Annotated in this window: 17 protein-coding genes; 7 read left to right on the top strand and 10 right to left on the bottom strand. The window is 66.5% G+C overall.

The annotated features are described in order from the left end of the window. The first annotated feature begins 7 nt into the window (after window positions 1-7). The 3 genes from YM304_RS20405 to YM304_RS20395 are packed head-to-tail and all read left to right on the top strand — an operon-like array spanning window position 8 to window position 6,185. Window positions 8-1,243, top strand: coding sequence for a DUF6361 family protein (locus YM304_RS20405; RefSeq protein WP_154723576.1), 1,236 nt, complete (start codon window positions 8-10; stop codon window positions 1,241-1,243). Further along, window positions 1,243-3,051 carry a phospholipase D family protein gene (locus tag YM304_RS20400; RefSeq protein ID WP_015443629.1) on the top strand — a complete coding sequence of 603 codons (1,809 nt, stop codon included), beginning with the start codon at window positions 1,243-1,245 and terminating at the stop codon, window positions 3,049-3,051. The genes YM304_RS20405 and YM304_RS20400 overlap by 1 nt, the downstream gene beginning before the upstream one ends. Continuing rightward, window positions 3,048-6,185 carry a DEAD/DEAH box-containing ATP-dependent helicase gene (locus YM304_RS20395; protein WP_015443628.1) on the top strand — a complete coding sequence of 1,046 codons (3,138 nt, stop codon included), beginning with the start codon at window positions 3,048-3,050 and terminating at the stop codon, window positions 6,183-6,185. Before YM304_RS20400 ends, YM304_RS20395 begins: the two co-directional genes overlap by 4 nt. A 45-nt stretch (window positions 6,186-6,230) precedes the next feature. On the opposite strand, the gene YM304_RS20390 is transcribed toward YM304_RS20395, so the two are convergent. Next, window positions 6,231-7,313 carry an endonuclease NucS domain-containing protein gene (locus YM304_RS20390; RefSeq protein WP_015443627.1) on the bottom strand — a complete coding sequence of 361 codons (1,083 nt, stop codon included), beginning with the start codon at window positions 7,311-7,313 and terminating at the stop codon, window positions 6,231-6,233. Between the two features lie 129 nt (window positions 7,314-7,442). On the opposite strand from YM304_RS20390, the gene YM304_RS23280 reads away from it, so the two are divergent. Further along, the gene (locus YM304_RS23280) at window positions 7,443-8,363 is read left to right on the top strand and encodes a DUF7662 domain-containing protein (RefSeq protein WP_015443626.1); all 921 of its coding nucleotides are present in this window, start codon (window positions 7,443-7,445) and stop codon (window positions 8,361-8,363) included. Window positions 8,364-8,462: 99 nt separating this feature from the next. On the opposite strand, the gene YM304_RS20375 is transcribed toward YM304_RS23280, so the two are convergent. Then, entirely contained in the window at window positions 8,463-8,696 is a 234-nt protein-coding gene (locus tag YM304_RS20375; RefSeq protein WP_041298479.1) for a hypothetical protein, read from the bottom strand. A gap of 163 nt (window positions 8,697-8,859) precedes the next feature. Here YM304_RS20375 and YM304_RS20370 point away from each other — a divergent pair, with 163 nt between their 5' ends. Further along, the gene (locus YM304_RS20370) at window positions 8,860-10,467 is read left to right on the top strand and encodes a nuclease-related domain-containing DEAD/DEAH box helicase (protein ID WP_015443624.1); all 1,608 of its coding nucleotides are present in this window, start codon (window positions 8,860-8,862) and stop codon (window positions 10,465-10,467) included. Window positions 10,468-10,577: 110 nt separating this feature from the next. Here the strand turns inward: YM304_RS20370 and YM304_RS23275 are convergent, their stop codons facing one another. From YM304_RS23275 to YM304_RS20340, 6 genes are all read right to left on the bottom strand, one after another. Beyond that, on the bottom strand, window positions 10,578-11,048 hold the full coding sequence (locus YM304_RS23275; protein ID WP_051071525.1) for a VOC family protein: 471 nt from the start codon (window positions 11,046-11,048) through the stop codon (window positions 10,578-10,580). A 152-nt stretch (window positions 11,049-11,200) separates the two neighbouring features. Next, window positions 11,201-13,906, bottom strand: coding sequence for a GAF domain-containing SpoIIE family protein phosphatase (locus YM304_RS20360; protein ID WP_015443622.1), 2,706 nt, complete (start codon window positions 13,904-13,906; stop codon window positions 11,201-11,203). Continuing rightward, entirely contained in the window at window positions 13,903-14,712 is an 810-nt protein-coding gene (locus YM304_RS20355; protein ID WP_015443621.1) for an alpha/beta fold hydrolase, read from the bottom strand. Before YM304_RS20355 ends, YM304_RS20360 begins: the two co-directional genes overlap by 4 nt. Before the next feature lie 119 nt (window positions 14,713-14,831). Then, on the bottom strand, window positions 14,832-16,196 hold the full coding sequence (locus YM304_RS20350) for a cytochrome P450 (RefSeq protein ID WP_015443620.1): 1,365 nt from the start codon (window positions 16,194-16,196) through the stop codon (window positions 14,832-14,834). Between the two features lie 98 nt (window positions 16,197-16,294). Further along, a complete protein-coding gene (locus YM304_RS20345) occupies window positions 16,295-18,604 on the bottom strand; it encodes a molybdopterin-containing oxidoreductase family protein (protein WP_231897613.1) in 2,310 nt (769 codons plus the stop codon). Then, window positions 18,556-19,230 (bottom strand): TVP38/TMEM64 family protein, encoded by a 675-nt coding sequence (locus YM304_RS20340; protein WP_015443618.1) that lies wholly within the window; start codon window positions 19,228-19,230, stop codon window positions 18,556-18,558. Before YM304_RS20340 ends, YM304_RS20345 begins: the two co-directional genes overlap by 49 nt. A 94-nt stretch (window positions 19,231-19,324) precedes the next feature. On the opposite strand from YM304_RS20340, the gene YM304_RS20335 reads away from it, so the two are divergent. Next, on the top strand, window positions 19,325-20,209 hold the full coding sequence (locus YM304_RS20335) for an LLM class flavin-dependent oxidoreductase (protein ID WP_015443617.1): 885 nt from the start codon (window positions 19,325-19,327) through the stop codon (window positions 20,207-20,209). A 38-nt stretch (window positions 20,210-20,247) separates the two neighbouring features. Here YM304_RS20335 and YM304_RS20330 read toward each other — a convergent pair whose 3' ends face one another. Then, a complete protein-coding gene (locus YM304_RS20330; protein ID WP_015443616.1) occupies window positions 20,248-20,694 on the bottom strand; it encodes a VOC family protein in 447 nt (148 codons plus the stop codon). A gap of 90 nt (window positions 20,695-20,784) precedes the next feature. Here YM304_RS20330 and YM304_RS20325 point away from each other — a divergent pair, with 90 nt between their 5' ends. Then, a complete protein-coding gene (locus YM304_RS20325) occupies window positions 20,785-21,318 on the top strand; it encodes a DinB family protein (protein WP_154723572.1) in 534 nt (177 codons plus the stop codon). Window positions 21,319-21,372: 54 nt separating this feature from the next. On the opposite strand, the gene YM304_RS20320 is transcribed toward YM304_RS20325, so the two are convergent. Next, window positions 21,373-22,422 (bottom strand): SDR family NAD(P)-dependent oxidoreductase, encoded by a 1,050-nt coding sequence (locus YM304_RS20320; protein ID WP_015443614.1) that lies wholly within the window; start codon window positions 22,420-22,422, stop codon window positions 21,373-21,375. Window positions 22,423-22,481: the final 59 nt, after the last annotated feature.

Raw genomic sequence — 22,481 nt, 5'->3', positions numbered from 1 at the left:
TAGCGTCATGTTGCGGACAGAATCTGTGGTCTGGGAGCCGGATAGCTCCGTCGGATGGATCGACGTCGATCGAGACGAAGCGCGCCGAGTTCGAGAGATGCTCGGCATGCTCACCGCTCCCGAAGCGGTCGACCCTCACGGCATCTTGCCCATCCTGATTGCACTGTCCGATCGACTGTTTCCAGGTGTGACCACCCAGCACACGCGAGCGAAATACGTCCTCTTCTGCGGTTGGCATCTCCAGCGGATCGCTGCCACAGGTGGGTCGGCCTCGCTGTCGGCGCGCCTCCGGCACGATGAACTCGAACTGATGCGCTCGCTCCTCGACAGCGACGACCACCGAGGGCTGTTCGGTCGGCGCAGTCGCGAGAACATCCGAACCACACCGATCTCGGTCTACTGGTCGACGCTCGACCGCTGGGGCCTCATCCCCAACGGGTTCCGACTCGACGACCTGAGCGCGCTTGCGCCAGGAGTTTCCTCGGGCCATGCCGCGCAATTGAGTGACGACGCGCGACTCATGGCGGAGTCGAAGGCGGTGGGGATTCTCCCGTCGGACTTTCCGCCAAGCTCCGCCGGTTTCCCGGGCGCCGACCAAGAATTGGGCCTGACACGCGAACAGGCGGACTACCTCGTCGACCGTGTTGCAGCGACGTGCGGTGGAACTGCTCTTCATGCAGCCCTGACCGACGAGCGGCTTCGCCACGGCCGCCGCCCATGGTCGGTCGACGAAACCATCGGTGGTCAAGCCATGACCGACGCCCGCTGCTTCAGCGAACTCATCCATCCCGCACGGCTCGCCTACACCAAGTTGCTGATCGACGACGCCCGCAGCGCCGAAGGCCTCGAGTTGGGCGACATGGAAACGCAGCTGAACGATTCCTTCGCCGCATGGCGCGACGAAACCGATTCGCGTCTCGACCAACTTCGGGAGTGGGCAGGCGAGCCACTCGATCGCTTGCTCGCCGATCCCGAAATTCGGCTCGAACCAAGGCGACGGAGATTCGTCAGATCGGCGATCGATCGCGTCGTCGCCGACCCCGACGGGTGTCTCGACGACCCAGAACTGCACCGTCTCGTCCGTGGCATCGAAGGGGCACTCAAGAAGAACAAGGCACGACTCGGCGGAGGTGAGCCGTTCAGGCGTTGGATGAAACAGCCGACCATGCTCGCGTCGAACCGACTCGACTACCGCTGGGGACGCGTCCGCGGCTTCGCCGACGACATCGCGGAGGCGTCCTGATGTTCGCTCCCAACGAACGGTTGCTGCTGCTCGACGCACTCCGCCCGCCAGCAGGCTTCCAGATCGACGCCGCGATCGGAATGACCTACACCCTCTCGCTCGACGCGCTGCTGATTCCGCCCGCTGCGTGGGTGACCCAACACGAGAGCGACTCCTTGGCAGCAGCCGACCCGATTCTGCTCGCCGATTCGCTTCGCCGATTCGCCGAACGAACGATCGTGTTCCATCAGGCGGGGGCAGCCACGCCATTCACCGTCGGCACCGAAGAACTCACCTCGTTCCTCGATGAAATGGTCATTCCAGTGCGAGTGCCACGGAACTCGACCTTCCATCCGAAGGTGTGGATCCTCCGGTTCCGAGAGCCCAGCGGCGGGACCGGGATCCGCGTTCTCGTGGGCAGTCGAAACCTCTCCCTGGGCTCGTCATGGGACGTGCTCGTTCGCCTCGACTCGACCGATGCCTCCGAGGGCACGGCTTCTGGTCAGCCGTTGGCCGGGATGCTCCGCTCGCTGCCGTCGAGGTCGATGATCGCTGTCGCCGAGCAACGCCAACAGCTCATCGATTCGATCGCCACAGACCTCGACGCCGCATCCTTTGCCGCTCCGCCGGGATGCGACACCGCGGAGATCGTGTGGCTCTCGGGCCAAGACTCGCTCGTCGACCGCTTCCCGCCGAAGTGCGATCGCCGCCTGGTGATCTCGCCGTTCCTCGGGGCCGATGCGCTACGCAAACTACCGCCAGCCTCCGGCGACTCCTTCCTGGTGTCGCGGTCGGCATCGCTCGACGACGAGCGTGCCAAAGGCTTCGACGCCTTCACCATGAACACCGACCTGTCGGGTATCGAATCGGGAGAAGACGCTCGATTGGGAGCCGACCTGCACGCCAAAGTGTTCGCCTTCGATGTTGGCGATGTGGCATCGCTCTGGCTCGGCTCAGCGAACGCGACAGGTGCAGGGCTCGCTCACAATGACGAAGTGCTCGTCAGGCTCGGCGGCTCACTCGACACGCTCGGGGTTCACGCTCTGCTCGGACAATCGGTCGCCACCGAGGCCACCGACGACGACTCCGACGAACTCGTTCTGCGCGACATGCTCGAACCCTGGATCGGGGGAGCGGCCGACGACGATGATGCCGACGCCGACAGCAGGTTGTTCGACGACACGGTGCACAACCTGTCGAGCGCTCGCCTCTCCGGGAGCGCAGCGGTGGCCGACGACGATGGCGAACTCTTCGCCGTGCAACTCGAGTTCGCTCGCCCGATCGACAGGTGCGGGTACGACATCAGCTTGCGATGGCTGACCCGACACGAACCGCTCTCGAACGAACTGCTCGACGGTGAGCCGGTCACCACCCAACTCCACCTTGGTGACGTCACGAGGTTCGTCGTGGCACGCGTCAGTGACCCGACTGGCCGCCTCGACGCGATCGACGTCGTTCTGGTCGGCGACATCGACATGCCCCAGGGGCGCCAGCGGCGAGCGCTTCGGTCGCTGCTCACCGACGAGGAGAAGTTTCGACGGTTCCTCCGCTTCCTCCTGGAGAACTCGCGAGAACCGTTCGTGGTCCCAGATGGCAACGAGGTGAACACCGCAGTGCCCAGCAAGCGCCGGTCGCGCTCATCCCGGCTGCACGACGGGCCGATCCTCGAACAGCTCCTTCGGCTGCTGGCCCAAGACCCCGCCGAGCTCCGGCACCTCGATGCCGTGCTCGCCGACCTCGTTGCCGATGACCCCGACGTGCTGCCTGCCGGTTTCGGCGAACTCTGGGCAGCGCTCCAGCCGTACATCGACCAGGAGGTCGCGTCATGACACCGACATGGGACGATGTTCGCCCGACACTCAAGCCGTTCCAAGCCAACACAGTCGAGGCCGTGTTCGACGGGTTGTTCCGCGAGTCGTCCAGCTCTCGGTTCCTGGTTGCCGACGAAGTCGGACTCGGCAAGACCCTCGTGGCGAAAGGCGTGGTTGCCAAGACCATCGAGCACCTGCACGACCTTGGCGATCGACGGATCGACATCGTCTACATCTGCTCGAGCCAATCGATCGCACGTCAGAACCTCCGCAAGTTCCGTGACTTCGCCGATGGCGCCGAGGAGTCCGCCGACCGACTGACCAAGTTGATCGCCGCATCTGGCCTTCGGAAGAAGGGTGTCAATGTCATCTCGCTGACGCCGGGCACCTCGTTCAAGTTCGGTCATCGGAGCGGCAGGTTCAGCGAGCGAGCCCTCCTGTATGCGGTGGTCAGGCGTGTTTGGCCGCAGGGTGCCGACGTTCTCCGCCTTGCCGGTGGCAAGCGCATCTTCTATTACGGCATCAATGACGACGACCGGGAGCACGCCCGCCGGCGCCTCGTGAACTTGGCAGACGAGTACGACGAGCGGCTGGCCGACGAAGGCGTAGCGATAGCTCGACAGCTCATCTCGCAGCGAAACACCGAGCTTGTCGGCGCGGGCGAGCGCACGCTCTGGCAATCGATTCGGGCTCTCGAAAAGCCGTTCAAGTCGACCGCTTCGCTCTCGAGCAACGACTGGAATCTGCGTCAGCGCGTGATCGGCGAGCTCCGGCAGATTCTCGCCGAAGCGGGCGTGAAGTTGCTCCGGCCCGATCTCGTCATCATGGACGAGTTCCAACGATTCGGAGATCTACTCGACCCGACGAGCACCGCCCGGGCGGCGGAGCTGCTGCGAACGTTCATCTCAGCCGAACATGGTGAGAACTTCGCCAAGACCAAAGTGCTGTTGCTGTCGGCCACGCCGTATCGCTGGTTCGACAACGAGGCGTCGCACCACGACGACTTCATCTCGACGCTCCGCTTCTTGCACGACGACGAGCCGGAGCCGGTCGAGCGGACCACCGCGGCGCTCGCTCGGCTTCGAGCGGCGATGCGAGCATCCACCATCGATATCGCAGAGTGCCAAGCGGCGGTCGACGACGCGACAAACGAACTGCAACCCGTCATGGTCCGCACCGAGCGGCTCAGCTCGACGAGCGATCGCAGCGGAATGCTCCGGTCCGAAGAGTGTCCGACTCCCATCGCCGCGGGCGACGTTGCCGGCTACGTCGACGCACAACATCTCGCCGAAGACCTCCAGGCTCCATCGATCGTCGAACTCTGGAAGACCGCACCGTGGATCGCAAACATCGGCGACGGCTACGCGATGACCAACGCGCTCGAGGCGCGCTGCGGGGACGGGTCCTATCGGTGGCAGGCCGACACGCTGCTCGACATCGATGCCGTCGGGGAACTTCGGCAACTCGACGTGCCGAGTCCGCGATTGCGTTGGCTCATCGACCGCACGGTCGGCAACGACTGGCATCGCCTGTTGTGGTTGCCCTCGGCCCGGCCGTTGTACGCGACCGACAATGAGTTCGACCGCGTAGCGCGGGCAGGCATCACGAAACAGATGATCTTCTCGTCGTGGCGTGTTGCCCCGAAGGCCATTGCGCTCGGGGTGACGTATGCGGCGGAACAGAGCATCCTCGGCTCGGCCGAGATCTCGTCTCGACGCCGCTCCGAGTCAACTTCTTCCAACTGGGATGACTCGCTGTACCGATCACAAGATCGAAGCTTGCTCGACCTCAGCTTGCGTGATGACGTCGCCGACAGCTTGACGACGTTTCTGCTCATTGCCCCGTTCAGCGGATTGGCCGACCTGGTCGATGTCGTCGCACTCGGCAGCGGTTCAGGCGGGATGCGGACCATCGGCGAGGTGCGAGCCGAGGCGGCGGAGTTGATCACAACTGGGCTGTCGGAGTTGGGCATCACGCCTGGCACGAGGGCTTCAGGCGGCGTCGAATGGTACGGCTACTGCGCCCGCCTCCTGAGTCCATCTGACAACGACTGGTGGGGCTCGGTGCGAGCCGCCGACTTCGCAGGGGATGACGACCGAGAACGGCGTGGGCTCCGCGCCCACATCGACGCGTTCCGGTCGCCGAGCCGCCCCGACGGTGACCCACCGGCAGACCTGATCGAGATGCTGACGGGACTCGCATTGGCGAGCCCCGCAATCTGTGCCCAGCGGTCGTTGGCGCGCGTGGTCGACGAGACCTCGCACTCGGCGCCCGAGGTGCTGACGGCATCGTCGCGAGTCGGCTGGGGCTTCCGTTCGTTGTTCGACTCTCCTGACTCGATTGCGATCGTCGAGCACCGAGTCGGCGACTACTGGCGCTCCGTGTTGGACTACAGCGCGGAAGGCAACCTTCAGGCGGTGATGGATGAGTACCTCCACATGCTGCGCGAGTGGCGCTTTGGAGGACACATCGAGAGCGACAAGTGCATTGCGATCGCTGACGCTGCTGCCGAGGCACTTTCGTTCCGGACGGCGAACCTCGACGTGCGAATTCCAGGAGCAGATGGTGCTGGCAAAGTCACCCGATCACTCCGATCGAGATTCGCCGTGCGGTTCGGCGACAAATCCGGTGACGACGACGGCGACCGCAAGGACGTGACCTCAGCGGCGTTCAACTCTCCGTTCTGGCCGTTCGTCATGGCGACGACCTCCATCGGCCAGGAGGGCCTCGACTTCCACCTGTACAGCCATGCGCTCGTCCACTGGAACCTGCCACCCGACCCCGTCGCGCTGGAGCAACGAGAGGGGCGTGTGCATAGATACAAGGGTCACGCCGTGCGCAAGAACATCGCGTCGAAGTTCGGCGATCTCGATGTCGGCCTGGGTGAAGACAGCTGGGACAAGATGTTCGCCAGCGCCGAGGAGTCCGTTGCGCCAACCGACGGAATCACTCCCTACTGGGTGTTCGAAGGCGACGCTTGCGTCGAGCGCGTCGTTCCGATGCTGCCGATGTCGCGTGAGCACGGGGATCTCGAGCGACTCCAGCGCTCCGCCGCGATCTACCGGTCGGCATTCGGTCAACCACGCCACGGAGACCTTCTCGCGATCCTCGACGGGCACGACACACTTCCGTCGATCGATCTCTCGCCGTAGCCCAATCGTTCAGCCGCGACGCGGACTCAGGCAGATCGAGAGTCGTCAGTCCTCGGTAGCGGCCACGCCGAACGCGGGGACGAGACGATCGAGGGTAAACCGGTTGCGGAGCTTGCAGGCCGAGTTTTGGTTGGCGAACATTCCTTGCTCCCAGACGGCATCTTCGACGCCGACCGTCTTGATCCACTTGACCCGTACGACGTACTCGAGGTCGTCGGGAGCAGTGGACCCGTGGTCGTAGACGGCGTGGAGATCGAGCGAGCTGAGTTGAACTGCTTCGCCGTCGAGGTCCACCGTGGCGTTGGGGAATGGCATCGCTTCCCCAATGACCTCGCCAACCCCGACATATCCCGACTTCGGAACGCACACCCACACCCTCGCCCCGATCTCGAGACCGCGGATCGTGCGCGTGAACCACTTCCCGCCGCCCGCTGAGACGAACCCGTACTTGCGGGCATCGTCCCACGATCGCGAGTTCGAGTCGAGGCCGAACGACACGTACCAGTCGACGCCGTTCCACGTTTCCTTCGTTCGTTGCTTCGACTTGGAGATGCTCGAGACGCGTGTGTCGTCGACCAGCCAGGTGCGCGCGAGATACTTGCTCGGGCCGTCCTCGAAGTAGCGAAAGAACATGACATTGATCGGCAAGCCGTAGTCGACGAGATAGTCGACGATCCGCTCGGTCGCAGGATCCACCTCGGAGGCAACGATCGTGAGCGTGTGCCCTTCGTTCAGCTCCTCAGGCGGATTGGCCCCGAAGCGTTCCGCGAACGCGGTCTCAAACGAGACGCCGGCGCGAGCGTGGTTGTTGAAGATGGTCAGCACGTCGTCGTGCGAGAGGTCTTTGACCCACGATCCGTAGTCGAGAAGTTGGGCCACGACGTCGCGCGGGGTTCGATCGCGCTTCAGTTCCAGCACGTGGATCGTGCCATCCGCGTCGATGCCGAGCAGGTCGATGAACTTGCCGTGAGCCGTTGGCACCTGCCGCCCGATGATCATCACCGGGTCATCGAGCATCAGTGGGTCGTTCTCGATGATGGCTTCGAGTGTCGACTCCAAGTCGATGCGTTTCGGGGTCACGCGTTCCGGCGTTCCGTCAACTCGCCAGAGGCCAATCTCGCGGCTCACGATCCGGAACTGAACAAATTGGTCGGCATACCCCGACGATAGTGGCGGCTTGACGAGGCAACTTCGGCGGCTGGCTAGGGTCCAGGGCGTGACGGGACGATCAGTGCAGGCCGCCGGTCGAGGACACCTGTGCGAGTGAGCCCGAAGTACGGACCGCTCGCAGCCTGGCTGAGCGCTCAGACCGATACGCGGATCGAGTTGACGTTCGCGGAGTTCAGCGCGATCGTCGGGTCGTTGCCGACGTCGGCGACCACCTATCCGTCCTGGTGGGGCAACACGGCGGGAAATCCTCAAGCAAGTGCTTGGCTCTCATCCGGATGGATGGTCGACTCGGTCGATCTCAACACGGCGCGGGTGGTGTTCCGTCGAGGAACGCCAGCTTCGCGTCGGCGGTCGGGAGGAAGTGGGAAGGCGCCGATTCTCGACGGAACCGCAGCGCTCGCAACGTTCTGCGAGCGAGCCGGCTACCCGTCGATCGAAGCTGCCGTTGCCGAGCAAACCGTTTTCCTCGACCCGATCACCGTTGCGCAGACCCACGGCGGAGCGCTGTTCCCCGTTGTCCGGGACCAGGCACGCCGCGGCCAAGACGCAACACTTCCAGATGGTCGGCGAGTCGTGTGCTGCGACAACGCAACCCCGACGCGGGCGTTCCTGTGGGCGGCCGATCGGATCAACGGCAGCGACACGCAGTTCAACCACGTCTGGAACACGTCGAACGACCCCGACGCGTACACCGCGCTGTGGAACCTGTGCTGCACGCCGGCGTTCCTGGCGAAGGCCACTGACACACACGACGGTGTGAAGGCGATGCTTCGCTACCGGGCGTTCGATCTGTTCGGATTCGTGCCCGCTGGCGTCGAAGCGCCGGACGTCCCGGACGGCTACGAGTCACTGGTCTGGGGCGCTCCGCCTCCGGCGACCGACCAGTTGGAAGCTCGGTTGCGACGTCGTCTCGCTGCGAGTCCAAAGAGTCGCGCCGCCCACGCAGCTCGGACCATCGGCTGGCTCTTCTCCGACGGTCCCGACTCGTCGCTCATTGCGCCGGCCTGATCCGACGACCGAACCGTCCGGGGCGAAGCGGATGCGAACGCTGGACACCTCGTCGGAGCCGTCCAAGTCGCTTCGTGGACGGAGATGAGATGCTCGTGTTCAGTGCTCCGGGAAGGCGCGCTCGATGATTGCCTTGAGCGCGAGCGCTGCACTGCGATCAAGCTGAATCACCTGGCTCACCTTGCCGGGCACCGCCCGATCGGCGGAGCCGTAGGTCTCGATTTGCAGAACACGGTCAGCACCAAGTTCCACGGCCTTGTAGCCACACACGACAGGCGAGTGCAGCTTCGTGGGCGTAAGGGGGCGTTCCTCAAACGTCTTGATCAGTGCCATCGTTCGATTGTCGCACGAGCTTCTGACGTAGGCGAGTTTCGGACGATCAGGTGCGTCGCGATCTGAGGAGCTCCGGCGCCCATCGGATCGGGATACTCGAGCCGGACCTCGAGGTTGTCCTTCCATTGACGAAATGCTTCACCGGGTGCGGCAAGATCATCGGATGGGCATCTTGCTACCCGAGAACTTTCCGATGGAGTCGCTCGTCAACGATGCCGAGCGCGAGGTGGTCGCCACGCTCGTCGATCGACTGACCGATGGGTGGCACATCATCCCCGACGTCGGAATCCGCGGTGCTGGCCAGGAGTATCAGATGGACATCGTCGTGGCGCACGAGCGCGAGGGCGTCGCCGTGATCGAGGTGAAGGGCCACACCCGGGCGACCCTCGAGCAGGGGGTGTGGATGAGCGACGGCCGACCGCTCCAGCCTCAACCGCTGGCGCAAGCGTCGAAGAACGCGTACGAACTCCGCGACAGGCTCCGGCGCGCGCACCCGTCACTCGAGCGGTTGACGGTGGACTACGCCGTCGCGTTTCCGAACATGAACGAACTCACCGGGCAACTCCCAACGGGTTCCGATCGAGCGCAATTCCTCCTCGCCGGTGAACTCGAGAACCCAACTGATGCGATCGATCGACTCCTCGGTCTGAGCTGGGGCGGGAACATCGGCTCTGACGGATTTCGGGCGATCATCGAGACGATCTGCCCCGACGCCTCGCTGGTGTTCGACCCCGAAGCACGCGCACGCCTCGCTCGCATACGACTCGAGTCGATCTGCGCTAACCATGTGCAGGCTCTCGAAACGCTCGATGCGAACCGCCGAGTGATGGTGACGGGCGGGGCCGGCAGTGGCAAGACCCGCCTCACCCTGGCGTGGGCGCGACGCGCAGCACAGCGCGGCGAGCGCGTGCTACTCACCTGCTACAACGACCCGCTCGCAGCATTCGTCTGGGATCGTTACGGCACCGACGACCTCGTCACCATCGACTCGTACTTCACCGCAGCGTTCGGGCTCGAAGGCATGCCGCCGCTCGAACAGCCGGACGATGCCGATGCCGACTGGTGGAGCGTCACCGCGGTCGGACATCTTGCCGAACACTGGGACGAGGTCACCGAGCGGTTCGACACGATCATCGTCGACGAAGCTCAAGACTTCGACCCGGCGTGGATCGACCAACTGCAGCGACTGCTCGATCCGGACGGACCGATGCGCATGTTCATGGTGGCCGACCAGGCGCAGACGATCTACTCGAGAGGCTTCACGACACCGCGAGCAGATGATGGCTGGGTCCGCTGCCAGTTGGTCAGCAACTGTCGGAACACCCACCAGATCGCAACCATCTTGCATCGGCATCTCGACGGCGCACCACCGCCGGTGGGCGGGCCCGAGGCCCTTGGCGTCAGGTGGATCGAGGCCAACGACGTCGATGCAGCAGCTGCTGCTGTGGGTGATGAACACGACCGGATTCTCGACGACGACGATCGGACCCCCGACCGGCTGCTGGTCGCCACCGTGAAGCGATCGGTGAGAGATCACCTTCGCGATCAGTTCGGGTTCGCCGCGTACGACGACGCCGATCCGATGGACGTCGTGTGCGAAACGGTCCAGCGGATGAAGGGCCTCGAGTTCGATCACGTGATCCTCGTCATCACCAACGACGACGTGGCCGACGCTCTGCTCTACATCGGCGTCAGCCGGGCGATCTCCGGACTCAGCGTCATCGCTCCCGAAGCAGTCGCTCAACGGCTGGGCCTGGCCGAAGGCTCCTAGCGGGCACCGCACCGGAACCGCCCCGGGCGCATCGAACGCTCGTCTTGGCCGGGCGTTCGAGCAGCCACGCCGGCCACACACGTCGGCACCGAGGCGGGTGAGGCCCGCGCCTACCTCGCCCGGTCGTCGTACAACTCCCGGGGCCAGTAGCGGGTCGGGGTGATGGCGTCGGGTTCGATCAGTTCGGCCTTCACGCGGTCGTAGTCGTAGCAGTTCAGCTCGTACTGGTTGCCCCACGGGTCGGTGAGATCGAACGCCCAGCACATGTCGAAGTCGATCACGTCGCTCGGCACCAGCGGCCGGCCGAGCGGGCTGCGGATCTCACCCGGCAACGACCGGGCGAACTCGCAGAACGTCTCCACGTCGACGCTGAACGCCACCCCCGTCTGCTGCGGCACCATCGGATGCGACTCGGTCGCCTCGAACAGCGCCAGCATCGTCTCACCACCATCGGCCGAGATCTGCAACGGCCCACCCTCGAACCCGGTCGCCCAGAAGTCGAACTGCTCCACCGCCTCGAACCCCAGATGCTCCTCGTACCACGCCGCCGCCTCGGCCCGATCGGGCACACGAATGTGCACGTGATCGAGCCTCCCCATTCGAAACCTGCGCGCCGCTGCCATGCGCGAACCCTAGAACAGGCCCACCGACACGCCAGACGACAACCGGCCCGCCGGACGAACGCACGCCCGGCCGACCAGGCCAGCCTGACAACCCGACCTAGAAAAGTCGACTATCCGGCCGGCTCGGAGGCCCGGCGGGTCAGGCACACGACCACCACGTCGTCCTCGCGGTCGTTGCCGTCGAACATCGCGTCGACGAGGCTCGGAGCGTCGAGCCCGCCCGTCGCACCATCGGCCTCACTCACCAACTCACGCAGCCGTTCGAGCCCTTCGTCGACCACCAGGCCGCGCCGCTCGATCAGACCGTCGGTGTAGACCACGATCGACGTCCCCGGCTCCATGTGGAACGTGGCGTCGGTCGTCTCGGTCTCGACCACACCGAGCAACGGCGACCGGCCGCCGTCGAGCAGTTCGGTCGAGCCATCGGGCCGGCGCAACACCGGATACGGGTGCCCGGCACACGAATAGCGGGCAGCGCCATCGGCCAGCACCTCCACGCAACACACCGTCGAGAACCGCACCCCCGGCGTCACCCGAGCGAACTCGTGCAACCCGTGGATCACCTCGGCCGGACTCGACGCGACCAGCGCCTGCATCTTCGCGGCACTCCGCAACAACCCCATCGCCGCAGCAGCCGCGAGGCCGTGGCCGACCACGTCGCCCACCACCAGCATCAGCCGTCCGTCGTCGAACGACGTCACGTCGAACAGGTCGCCACCCACCTCGAGCAGTTCGCTCCACGGCTCGTGCGACGTCGTGACCAACCACTGCTCGTCGACGTCGCCGATGCTCGGGAGCAGACTGCGCTGCAGCGTGGTCGCCACGTCGTGATCGGAGTCGTGCTCGCGGGCCCGAACGAGCGCGACGTTGGTTTCGGCTGCCAGACCCGACAGGGCCGAACGGATGCTCGCCGACAGCGCGTCGGGCCGAGCGAAACTCATCAGGATCAACCCGAGGGGATGCTCGGCCACGCGCAACGGCAGCACCGCCGCCGCGCCTCGCCGCCGTGTGCCGAGCGTCGCGTCGAGCAGGTCGTCGAACTTCGACGGGCCGTCGACGAACCGCGGCGACGGCTTGCGATCGAGCAACTGCACCAACTGCCCGTCGATCGCGATCGTCTGCGCCGCGGCGACCGTCGACTCCTCGAGGCCGCTGTGCGTTTCGAGATGCAACACCGACGGGTCGTCGGGATCGAGCACGAAGAAGGCGATCGCCGTCGCGTTGAACGCGGCGCGACCCTGCAACGTGATCGAACGACCCACGTCGGCGATCGTCGTCGCCCCGTTGAGCGCCGCCGACACCTCGTTGCGAACATCGGCCTGCGCACGAGCGAGCGCCTCGGTCTCGTGCAGCGCCGCGCGCTGCGTCGCCTGACCGGCCTGCTCGGCGAACAACCCGAACACTGTCAGATCGACAGCACCACCCGGACCCGAATCGCTGTCGGCGAGCACCCACGCGCCGAGCACCTCGTCGCCACGCCGCAACGGCATCGCCACCACACGCCCAACGTTCGGATGATCGAGGATCGGGCTGTCGGGATACAGATGCGCGAGCTCGTCACGCGACTCGACCGACACCGGGAAGTTGATCCTGATCGCCTCGCAGCCGATCGACCGGCGATCGAGCGACAGTTCGAGATCGGGGTGGCCGTTGGAGCCAGCGGCACCACTCCGCACGAACCGCACGGTGTGCCCCGTCGCGTCGAGCAGCGCGAGTCGCGACCCCGTCGCCCCGAGGAGTTCCTGCCCGCGATCGACGATCGTCGCGATCACCTCGTCGAGGGTCAGCGCCGCCGACAGCAGCTTCGTGAACTCCAGCAGGCTCTCGAGATGCCGCTTGCTGCGCCGCTCCGCTTCGAGCACACGCGCCCGCTCCAACCCCTGCTCGGCCTGATTGGCGAGCGCCATCGCCGCCCTGATCTCGGCCTCGTCGAAGTCGTGCGCATGGCCGTACCCGAACGTCATCGCGCCGGTCAACCGGCCGTTGGCGAGCAACGGAGCGATCGCCGCCGACTTCATGCCCGCCTCGCTCATCCACTGCGAGATCAGCGGATAGTCGACCGCACCCGACTCGAGATCGCCGATCACCACGACGCCGCCAGCTGCGAGCTGATCGAGCGCCGGACCACCATCGGGAAAGTCGAGTTCGTCGGGCGGCCCACCCTCGTCGTCGGGGATCGTCCCACCGCGCGCCGCGGTGCCGCGCGCCGCGTCGATCAGCCAGATCGCGCACCGAGCCTCGTTGATCGATCGCGTGGCCCGCGCCGTCACCACCGAGATGACCTCGTCGACCGTCATGGCCTCGGCCAGACCCGACGCCACGTCGTACATCACCTGGAGGCGAGCTTCGGAACGCTCCGCCAGCTCGCGCCCGCGCAACAACTCGCGCTCGTACTCACGCCGCTGGGTCGCATCGACGACGAACGTCTCGATCGTCTCGACACCCGTCTCGTCGTCGATCCGCAGCGACGCGTTGATCAACACCGACAGCCGGCGATCGTCGGCGCACACCAACTCGAGCGCGATCTCCTTTGCGAGATGCCGCATGTGCACCATCGGCCGAACGTGCGTGTCGTAGTAGATGCGACCGCCCGCCGAGAGCAGCTCTTGGAACGTGCGCTTGCCGACGAGTTCGTCTCGCGACCGCCCCAGCCAGTCGAGCAGGGTGGTGTTGACCCACTCGATCACTCCTGACTTGTCGGTGATGACGAATCCGACCGGACCGCTGTCGAGCACGCGGGTCAGATCGTCGTGCGTCGACGTCGCGAGGTGATCGGCGGCCGCCTCGCCGTCACTGGGAGAATCGGTGCCGCTCACGGTCTCGGGAGCCCAGAGAGGAATGCCTTGAGCGCCTCGGTCGTCTCGTGGGGCGCCGACATGTTTGGGCAGTGGCCGGCCACGTCGAGGACGCACAGTTCACTGCCGGCGATCTGCTCGCTCACGTACGTACCGACGACGGGCGGCGCGATCGCGTCGAAAGCGCACTGCACGACGAGGGTCGGCACCGTCACCTTCGGCAGGTCGTCACGATTGTCGGACAGGAACGTCACGCGGGCGAACTGCAGAGCGATCGTCGGGTCGAGACGGCAGAAGCTCGCGGTCAGCTCGTTGGTCAGCGCAGGGTCGTCTTGCTCGCCCATGATCACCGGGGTGATCGACTGCGACCAGCCGAGGTAGTTGCTGTCGAGCGAGAAGAACAACTCGGTGATGTCGCTCTCGCTGAACCCGCCCACGTAGCCGCCGTCGTCGATGTAGCGCGGCGACGGGCTGACGAGCGCGAGCGCGGCGAAGCGGTCGGGCGCCGCGAGGTGCGCGAGCACACCGATCATCGAACTCACCGAATGGCCGACGAAGATCACGTCGGACAGATCGAGTTCTTCGACGATCTCGACCACGTCGCTCGCGTACCTGTTGAGCGTGCTGTAGAGCAGCGGGTTGTACGCCGACGTGTCGGACCCGCCACAGCCGACGTGGTCGAACAGGATGACGCGGTGATCGTCGGCGAAGGCCGGCGCGACGTGACGCCACATCTGCTGGTCACAGCCGAAACCGTGAGAGAACATGATGGGTTGTCCGTCGGGACGCCCGAACACCTGCACGTTGTGCCGATCGACCGCGGTCATGGCGTGAAGCTACCCCACCCCGCCGCGTTCCGTTTCAACGTGCTCGACCCGAATTCGGCACGTGCCCGAAGGCACTCGGAAGCTGTTTCCCGTCGTCGTTCAGCAGGTTGCGCGACCGGTCAGCGTCCGGTGCCGAGCGACAGCGGATCAGCCGATTTCTGGAACCGAAGATCGAGCTTGAGGGTGCCGAGCATGATGCCCGGCTGATGCAACCAGTCGTTGTCGTCTCCGTACTCGATCGTGTCGAGCCGATCGAGCAGCACACCCCACGCGATCTGCTGCTCGATGCGCGACAGGTTGGCCCCCGGGCACACACGCGGCCCCGCCGAGAACGTGACGTGACGGGTCACCCCCGACCGCTCGACGTCGAGATCGAACGGGCACTCGAACTCGTCGGCATCGACGTTGGCCGCCCCGAACCGCAGGTGCAGCAACGACCCGGCCGGGACCTCGACACCCTGGAACACCTCGTCACGCGAGGTGATGCGCGTCGACAGGCCGTGCGTCGGCGAGCGCATCCGCATCGCCTCCTCGACGAACCCGCGCAACTTCCCGCGGTCGGTGCGCAGGCTCTCGAACGTGCCCGGATGCTCGCACAGCAGTTGCGCCTGCTCTTCGAGCGCGTACTGCGTCGTCTCCAACCCGCCGATGATCATCGCGTAGACGATCCCGGCGATCTCGAGGTCGGTCAGCTTGCGGTCGAGCGCTTCGTAGTGCACGTCGCACAGGAAGCTGACCATGTCGTCTTGCGGGTCGGCACGCTTCGCCGTGACGTGGTCGTACACGTACTCCTGGAACCCGTCGAGCCGGGCGATCATCTCGGTCGCCTGCTCCGGCGTGAGCTCGTGCTTGAGGCCGGTGCCGTGCACGAACGGTGTCACGATCGCATCGCCCCACTCGGCGAGCTGCGGAATGTCGGTGTGCGGGAAGCCGAGGATGCTCGCCATCACCCGCTGGGGGAGTGGCCGGGCGAATCGGGTGATGAACTCGACCGACGGCGGGTCGTTGTCGATCCACTCGTCGAGCAGGTCGTTGGCGTGCTTCGCGATCATGTCGCGGTGGCGCAGCGCTCCCGGGCCGACCCACGGATCGGTGAGCTCCTTGCGATGCCGGATGTACAGCTCCTGCGTCGGCCGCAACGACACCATCGACGCGGTCATCAAGTTGTTGATCTTCGCGTACGTCTCCTCGGGCGACAGGCCCTCCGCGACGAACTGACCGACGCGCTGCGTGGTCAGGCTCAGGAACCGCTCGGGATCGCGGATCACCATCGACACGTCGGCATGCTTCGTGAGCACGAACGCGTCGGTGCCGGGCGTGATCCCGCCACCCTCGATCCGCAACACCGGCGACTCCCGGTGCAGGATCTCGTAGGCCTCGTACCAGTGCTCCTGTGCCCCGTCGCCGAACAGGTCGACGTCACTGAGATCGACCGGACACCCCATCGGACTGAGCTCGTGGTTGACGTGCTTCGGATACGACATGTCGAGAACCTCCTCGGCCAGCGACCCCTTCGACGCTGCCTTCGATCAGGTGTATCAGGTCGCCGTCGCCGAAATCGTGGCGGCCGACCACGCTCGCGTCAGGCGCCGACGAGTGCCTCGTCGGTGGTCTTGCGGAGGCGAACGGGGATGGCACTCATCACCGGCAGACCGGTCACCCGGTCGGTGCCGGCATCGCTGGCGACGAGGCGATTGGTCGGCGTGCCGATCTCGCGCACCTTCTCGTCGGTCAACGACGCGCCGCCCCACGAGTGCGACATCGCGACCACACCGCGCTTCAGGTCGGGATCGGGCTCGACGACGCCGACCACCGCCGACCGCACCGACGTGATCTCGAGCAGATCGCCGGCTTCAACGCCGAGCGTGGCCATGTCGTCGGGGTGCACGTAGGCGTAGTTGGTGGTGGCCACCCGAGCGAGGCCGGGCAGCTCACCGCCGAGTGAGTTCAACGCATGCTTGAGGCGTCGGCCGATCAGCCGGAACGGGAACTCCTCGGCGTCGTAGCCGGGGAGGATCTCGACGCCGGCGTGCTCGGCACGTACCTCGGCCAGCTCGGCCACCACGTCGGCGGGCGCGATCGAGAACTTCGCCGACGCGTCCGGGTCGGCGGCAACCACGCGGATCGCCCGGTCGTGATGGATGACGCCGCGCTGCGCCCGCCACTCGTCCATCGGCAGCCGCGCCTTGGCGAAGACGTGGTCGATGATGTCGTGGTCGGTCAGGTCGCCGACCCTGCCGTCGAGCGGCAGTCGCCCACCCGGCAGGTCGATCGGCGTGCCGTTGCGCGCGGCGATCCCGGCGAACACCTCCCACTCGTTGAGCACGTCGTCACCCGAGTCGATGACCGCATCGGTGTAGTTGGTGTACGGCGCCGGGAAGCGGCGATCCATCACGTTCGGAACGTCGGCCCGTTCGAGTTGACCGCGCGGGGCGATCACGTAGTCGGCGACCTCGGCGGTGGCGGTCATGCGGTGGTCGATCACCACGAGCAGGTCGAGCGCGGCCATCGCTTCGAGCGTCTTGGCCTGATCGGGGAACGCCTGCACCGGGTTGCCGCCGCTCACGATCAACGCCTTCACCTGCCCCTCACCCTCGAGCAGGATCTCGTCGTTGAGCGCGTTGGTGAGCATCTCGTCGGGCAGACCACGCAAGCCACGCACCCGCTGCGGCGTGCCCGGCGTCGGATCGCTCGGCGCGATCACCTGGGCCCGGCGCGTGTCGCCGGGGAACAGCATGTACGGGCTCTCCAGCACATCGCCCTCACGGTTGACCCGACCGCACAGCACGTTGAGCGTCAGCGCGAGCGACTCCATGAGCGTGCCGTGCGGCGCCATGTTGGGCCCGGTTCCCGACCCGGCGCTGCCACGCTCGGCCTCGGCGAACATCACCGCGGCGGCCTCGATGTCGGCCGCCGACACGTCGCAACGCGCTGCCGCGTGGTCGAGCGTGAACGGAGCCACCGACGCGGCCAGCGCGTCGAGATGGCCCGGCTCGACGTGGGCCTCGCAGAACTCGGCATCGTGCAGCCCGCGGGCGAGCACGACGTTGATGATCGCCGCGAGCAGCGTCGGATCCTCGCCCGGCTTCACCTGGAGCCACACGTCGGCCTGGGTCGCCAACTCGCTGCGACGCGGATCGATGACGATGAGCTTCAACCCGCGAGCCTTGGCCTCGCGCAGCTTGACGAACGGGTTGGTGCCCTGCAAACCGCCGCCCGCTGCGTAGCTCGACACCATCGGGTTGTACCCGACGGCCAGCGACACGTCGGAGTCGGTGAAGTTGTGCCACCCGGCCTCCCATGCGCCGAGCCGCAGCAGCGACGAACGGTGCGCCGGCTGGTCGATCGTGAGCGACGTGTAGATCGACGGCGAGTCGAACCCCTTGTGCCAGGCCATCGCCATCGGCACGCCGACACTGTTCTGATACGCGCCGGTGCCGGTGTAGCTCGCCACCGCGCGCGGGCCGTGCTCGCTGACGATCGCCGCGATTTTCGCCGCGATCTCGTCGAGCGCCTCCGACGACGAAACCGACTCGAACGTGCCGTCGGGGCGCCGCCGGAGCGGGCCGCGGAGGCGCGCCGGGTCGTGATACTGGTCGCCGAGTTGGCGTCCTTTGATGCACGTGTAGCCCTCGAACAACGGGTCGGTCCGGTCGCCACGAACGGCCACGATCTGCTGACCGTCCTCGACGTCGATCTCCATCGGGCACGCCGCGTGGCACACCCGACAGAAGGTCTTCTTCGTCTCGATCATGTGTCGACAGTAGCCATCGCCCTCGCGCCCACGGCCGGTCGGGCGACGCACAACGGCCGCACTCCGAACCCGAACCGAACCGGCCTCGGTTACGCGGCAGGGCCGCTCGCGGCGGCACGTCGCCGCCGTCGAATCCACACTCGCCGACCGATCGCACACGCCACGAGCACGACGATGATCGCCCGCCGCGTGGCGGTCGACATGTCGGCGAGCGCGTCGAGCAGCCCACCACCGGCGACGACGAACAGCACCACGCCCGGAACGATCCCGATGCCGGTGCCGATCACGAACGTCCGCGTCGACACCCGGGTGACGCCGAGCATCCAGTCGGCAGGCGGGAGTTGCCCGAACACGAGACGAAGCAGCACCACCGGCCACAACCCACCCGTTTCGAGCCGGTCGTAGAACACGCCCATGCGCGCCGGGATGCGCTCGCTCACCCAGTCACGAGCGAACCATCTGGCGAACGTGAACGCGAGGTAGCTCGCGCCCATGTTGCCGACCCACGCCAGGGCGACGGCCGTCGGCGCGGGCCACACGATGCCCGCCGGCGCCATGTAGACGAAGCCCGGCACGCCGAGCGGCTGCGTGAGCCACATGACCCCCACGAACACGAGCGGGCCGACGATGCCGGTCTCGGTGAGCAACTCCTCGACGTTGCCGTCGCCGCGCACCCACGAGTACCCGCCGCCGACGAAGAACGCTGCGACGACGGTGATCACCGCGAGTGCCGCCAACAGCTTTCGTCGTCTCGCCGGCGCCACCCGCCGACAGTACCGCCGCGACCATCGCCGCCCCAGTGGCGGGACCGAAGCGCCCGCATACGAAACGCCGTCGCGCGCATGCCAGGGTGGCTGCATGAAGGTGCGATTCGGCGTGACGATCGGCCCCGAGGTGGGCACCGACGACTTCCCAGCGATCATCGACGACCTCGAACGGTTGCGGTTCGACTCGGTGTGGATCCCGGAGGTCTGGCTCCAATCCACCCTCGACCCGATCGTGGCGCTCACGTTCGCCGCGGCGCGCACCACCCGCCTCAAGCTCGGTTCGCACCTCGTCATCCCCGGCAAGAACCCGGTGCTCCTCGCACGCCAACTCGCCCAACTCGATCGTTTGTCGGGCGGTCGACTGCTCATCGTCGGCGTGCTCGGCCTCCCCGACGAAGCCGATACCGGCGCCCAGGTGCTCGCCCGCTCCGAACGCTCCGCCGCGCTCGCCGAAGTCGTTCCGCTGCTCCGCCGGCTCTGGTCGGGGGAGACGATCGACCACGCGGGAGATCGCTACCCGCTCTCGGGCGTGCGGGTCACACCCACGCCGGTGCAGCAGCCGTTGGAGATCTGGCTCGCCGGACAGGTGCCCGGAGCGCTCCGTCGGTGCGGCCAACTCGGCGACGGCTGGATGCCCGGTCTGCTGCTGCCCGCCGAAGCCGCCGAACTCCGCGTGGAGATCGAGCGAGCGGCCGACGCTGCCGGCCGCACGGTCGACCCGGAGCACTACGGCGTCAACCTCTACTACTCGACCGGCCCACTTCCCGACGCGGTCGCCGAGCGACTCGCTGCGCGCCGCCGCTCCGGCTCGGTCGACGATCTCGTCCCGATCGGGATGGACGCGCTGCGCACGCGCATCGACGACTGGCTCGACGCCGGCTTCTCGAAGTTCCTGCTCCGCCCGCTCGCTCCGCCGGCCGATTGGACGGCCGAACTCGAGATGCTCGCCACCGAGATCCTCCCCCTCACCACCTGACCAGCGTCACGACGTGGCCGACCCGCCGACCGGTCGGCTCAGCTCGGGTCGGGGAGCGGCGACCAGAACTCGATGCGGTTGCCGGCGGGGTCGTGGATGAAGAACTGATGGGCGCCCCACCGCATCGTCGGTGCCGGCACGTCGATGCCCGTCGAGTGGAGCCACGCGCGAGCGGCCGCGATGTCGTCGACACCCACACTCAACGTGACGCCCTGGCCGGTACCCGCAGCCACCGTCGCCCGGCTCGCGTCGGCGACGCTCACGCGCGCTCCCGGATGCAGTTCGAACTCGACGAACCAGTCGCGCTCCATCGTCGTGCGCAAGCCGAGCCGGTCGCGGTAGAAGGCCACCACGTCGAGCCACGCGTCGCAGTACAGGATCGTGTTCGACGATCGAATCGGCGGCGCCGACGCAGGCGGATCGAGATCGTCGACGAGGTGCGCCCAGCACGGAGCCTCACCGCCCTGATCGGCATCGGTGGCCATGTGCTCATGTTGTCACCTCCGGCCCGCATCTGCCTGGCGATTCCGTCACCGAGTGACGACCCGCTCGGTGGCGATGGCTACCGTCGGCGCATGAATCGGATGGAGATCGAGATCAAACTCAACCGCGACCGCGCCTGGTTGATCGAGCGACTCGGTGCCATGTCGGAGGCGGAACTGTCGGCACCGCGCACCTTCAGCGAGCACGACCCCGACAGCCGCTGGTCGTTCGCCGACCACTTCGTGCACACCACGCTCATCGAGCGGAACTGGAATGCGATGTTCCGCCGGCACGTGTCGGGCGAAGACGGCCTGGAACCCCGTCTGCGCGGCGACGGCTCGCCGCAGTCGATGGACGAGATCATGGCGTCGATCCACGAGTGGACGGAGGAATGGAAGGCCGAGCACAGCGGCAAACCGTTCATCGAACTCGTGCGCATCGGTCAGGAGGTGCGTGCCGACACGATCGCGCTGCTCGCCGAACTGTCGGACGAGCAACTCGAGTCGAAGATCCCCGGAGCGCCGTGGGCCGACGGCACCGTCGGTGGGATCATGGCCGCCAACGCCGACCACGGCCGCATGCACTACGCGTGGGCTGAAGAAGATCCGGTGTCGTCGGCCGACTGACGCCGCCGAGCGGAGTTGCGAGCCGAGCGGCGGGCCGAACCCGAGCGGGTTCGACTACTGCGAGCAGGCGGCGGTGATGATCGGTCCGGTGGGCCGGACCGGCCGGGGGATGTGCGTGCCCTCGGGAGCGTGAGCCGGGGCCGGGTTCGGCAGGGCGACGTCGTGTCGTCCCGCCAGCCGCTCGGTCGCGTTCCACAGGCAACGCAGCACTCGCGGATTCGTAGCGTCGACCAGCTCGTTGTGCACCATCGGCCCTGCCGACCGACGCGGGCGGGACGCGAAGAACGCGCCGTTGATCTCGGAACCGAAGTTCGCTGCCACGAGGTAGCGGCCCGCCGCAGCGGCCACCGGCTGGGTCGACCGGGGAATCAACCACATCACCGAAGTCGCGATTCGGCGAGACAGCATGGGGGTGTCGTCGAACCCGTTGGTTTCGGGCGTGCTGCCTGGAGCGATGGCGTTGACCGTCATGCCGGCGGGGAGACGGCGGGAGAGCGCAGCGGCCCACCAGGCAGCGAACAGCTTCGTGGTCGCGAACTGTGCGATGGCGTTGTACCGGATGGGGGATTCGACGCGCATGATCGCTTCGATCAGCCGCTCGAGGTTGCCGTCGTAGTACTTCTTCGCCAGCCGATCGACGTCGAGTGGCTTCACGATCGGGAGATCGCCCCGCAGCGATTCGGAACCGGCGATCATGATCCGCGCCGACGGCGAGAGCCCACCCGTTTCGAGGAGACGCATGGTGAAGCGGTGATGCCCGGTGAGCGCCGCAGCGTGCCGTTCGATGCCGGCGCTGGAGCGCACGAGCTTGCGGCGCGGCAGCCCCCCGGCGTTGAGGACGAGCACGTCGGTGGTGCCGCTCTCGACGAGCGTGTCGGCGGCAGCGTCGATCGACGCACGGTCGTCGAGATCGAGTGTGAGCGGGGTGAACACCGTCGTACCGCTCCTCGCGACGAGCGCGGTGACAGCCTGCTCGGCCTTGGCGTCGGTGCGGGCGGTGACGACAACCCGCCCGAAGCCGGTGTTCGCGAACTGGACCGCGGCCTCGAAGCCGATTCCGGAGTCTGCGCCGGTGATCACGACGGTTCGAGTTCGGTTGGACATGAGTGAGCGCTCCTTCGTTCCTGGATCGCCCCATTGCGCTTCCACCAATTCGATACCGA

The sequence above is a fragment of the Ilumatobacter coccineus YM16-304 genome (assembly GCF_000348785.1).
Taxonomy (GTDB): Bacteria; Actinomycetota; Acidimicrobiia; order Acidimicrobiales; family Ilumatobacteraceae; genus Ilumatobacter_A; species Ilumatobacter_A coccineus.
Note: the sequence above shows the minus strand (reverse complement) of the source record. Positions and strands in the feature narration are given on the sequence as shown.

What these genes read in the sequence shown, in the direction of transcription:
- YM304_RS20405 (WP_154723576.1), top strand. Translation starts at nt 8, where the DNA reads ATGTTGCGGACAGAATCTGTGGTCTGGGAGCCGGATAGCTCCGTCGGA.
- YM304_RS20400 (WP_015443629.1), top strand. Translation starts at nt 1,243, where the DNA reads ATGTTCGCTCCCAACGAACGGTTGCTGCTGCTCGACGCACTCCGCCCG.
- YM304_RS20395 (WP_015443628.1), top strand. Translation starts at nt 3,048, where the DNA reads ATGACACCGACATGGGACGATGTTCGCCCGACACTCAAGCCGTTCCAA.
- YM304_RS20375 (WP_041298479.1), bottom strand. Translation starts at nt 8,696, where the DNA reads ATGGCACTGATCAAGACGTTTGAGGAACGCCCCCTTACGCCCACGAAG.
- YM304_RS20370 (WP_015443624.1), top strand. Translation starts at nt 8,860, where the DNA reads ATGGGCATCTTGCTACCCGAGAACTTTCCGATGGAGTCGCTCGTCAAC.
- YM304_RS20355 (WP_015443621.1), bottom strand. Translation starts at nt 14,712, where the DNA reads ATGACCGCGGTCGATCGGCACAACGTGCAGGTGTTCGGGCGTCCCGAC.
- YM304_RS20350 (WP_015443620.1), bottom strand. Translation starts at nt 16,196, where the DNA reads ATGTCGTATCCGAAGCACGTCAACCACGAGCTCAGTCCGATGGGGTGT.
- YM304_RS20335 (WP_015443617.1), top strand. Translation starts at nt 19,325, where the DNA reads ATGAAGGTGCGATTCGGCGTGACGATCGGCCCCGAGGTGGGCACCGAC.
- YM304_RS20330 (WP_015443616.1), bottom strand. Translation starts at nt 20,694, where the DNA reads ATGGCCACCGATGCCGATCAGGGCGGTGAGGCTCCGTGCTGGGCGCAC.
- YM304_RS20325 (WP_154723572.1), top strand. Translation starts at nt 20,785, where the DNA reads ATGAATCGGATGGAGATCGAGATCAAACTCAACCGCGACCGCGCCTGG.
- YM304_RS20320 (WP_015443614.1), bottom strand. Translation starts at nt 22,422, where the DNA reads ATGTCCAACCGAACTCGAACCGTCGTGATCACCGGCGCAGACTCCGGA.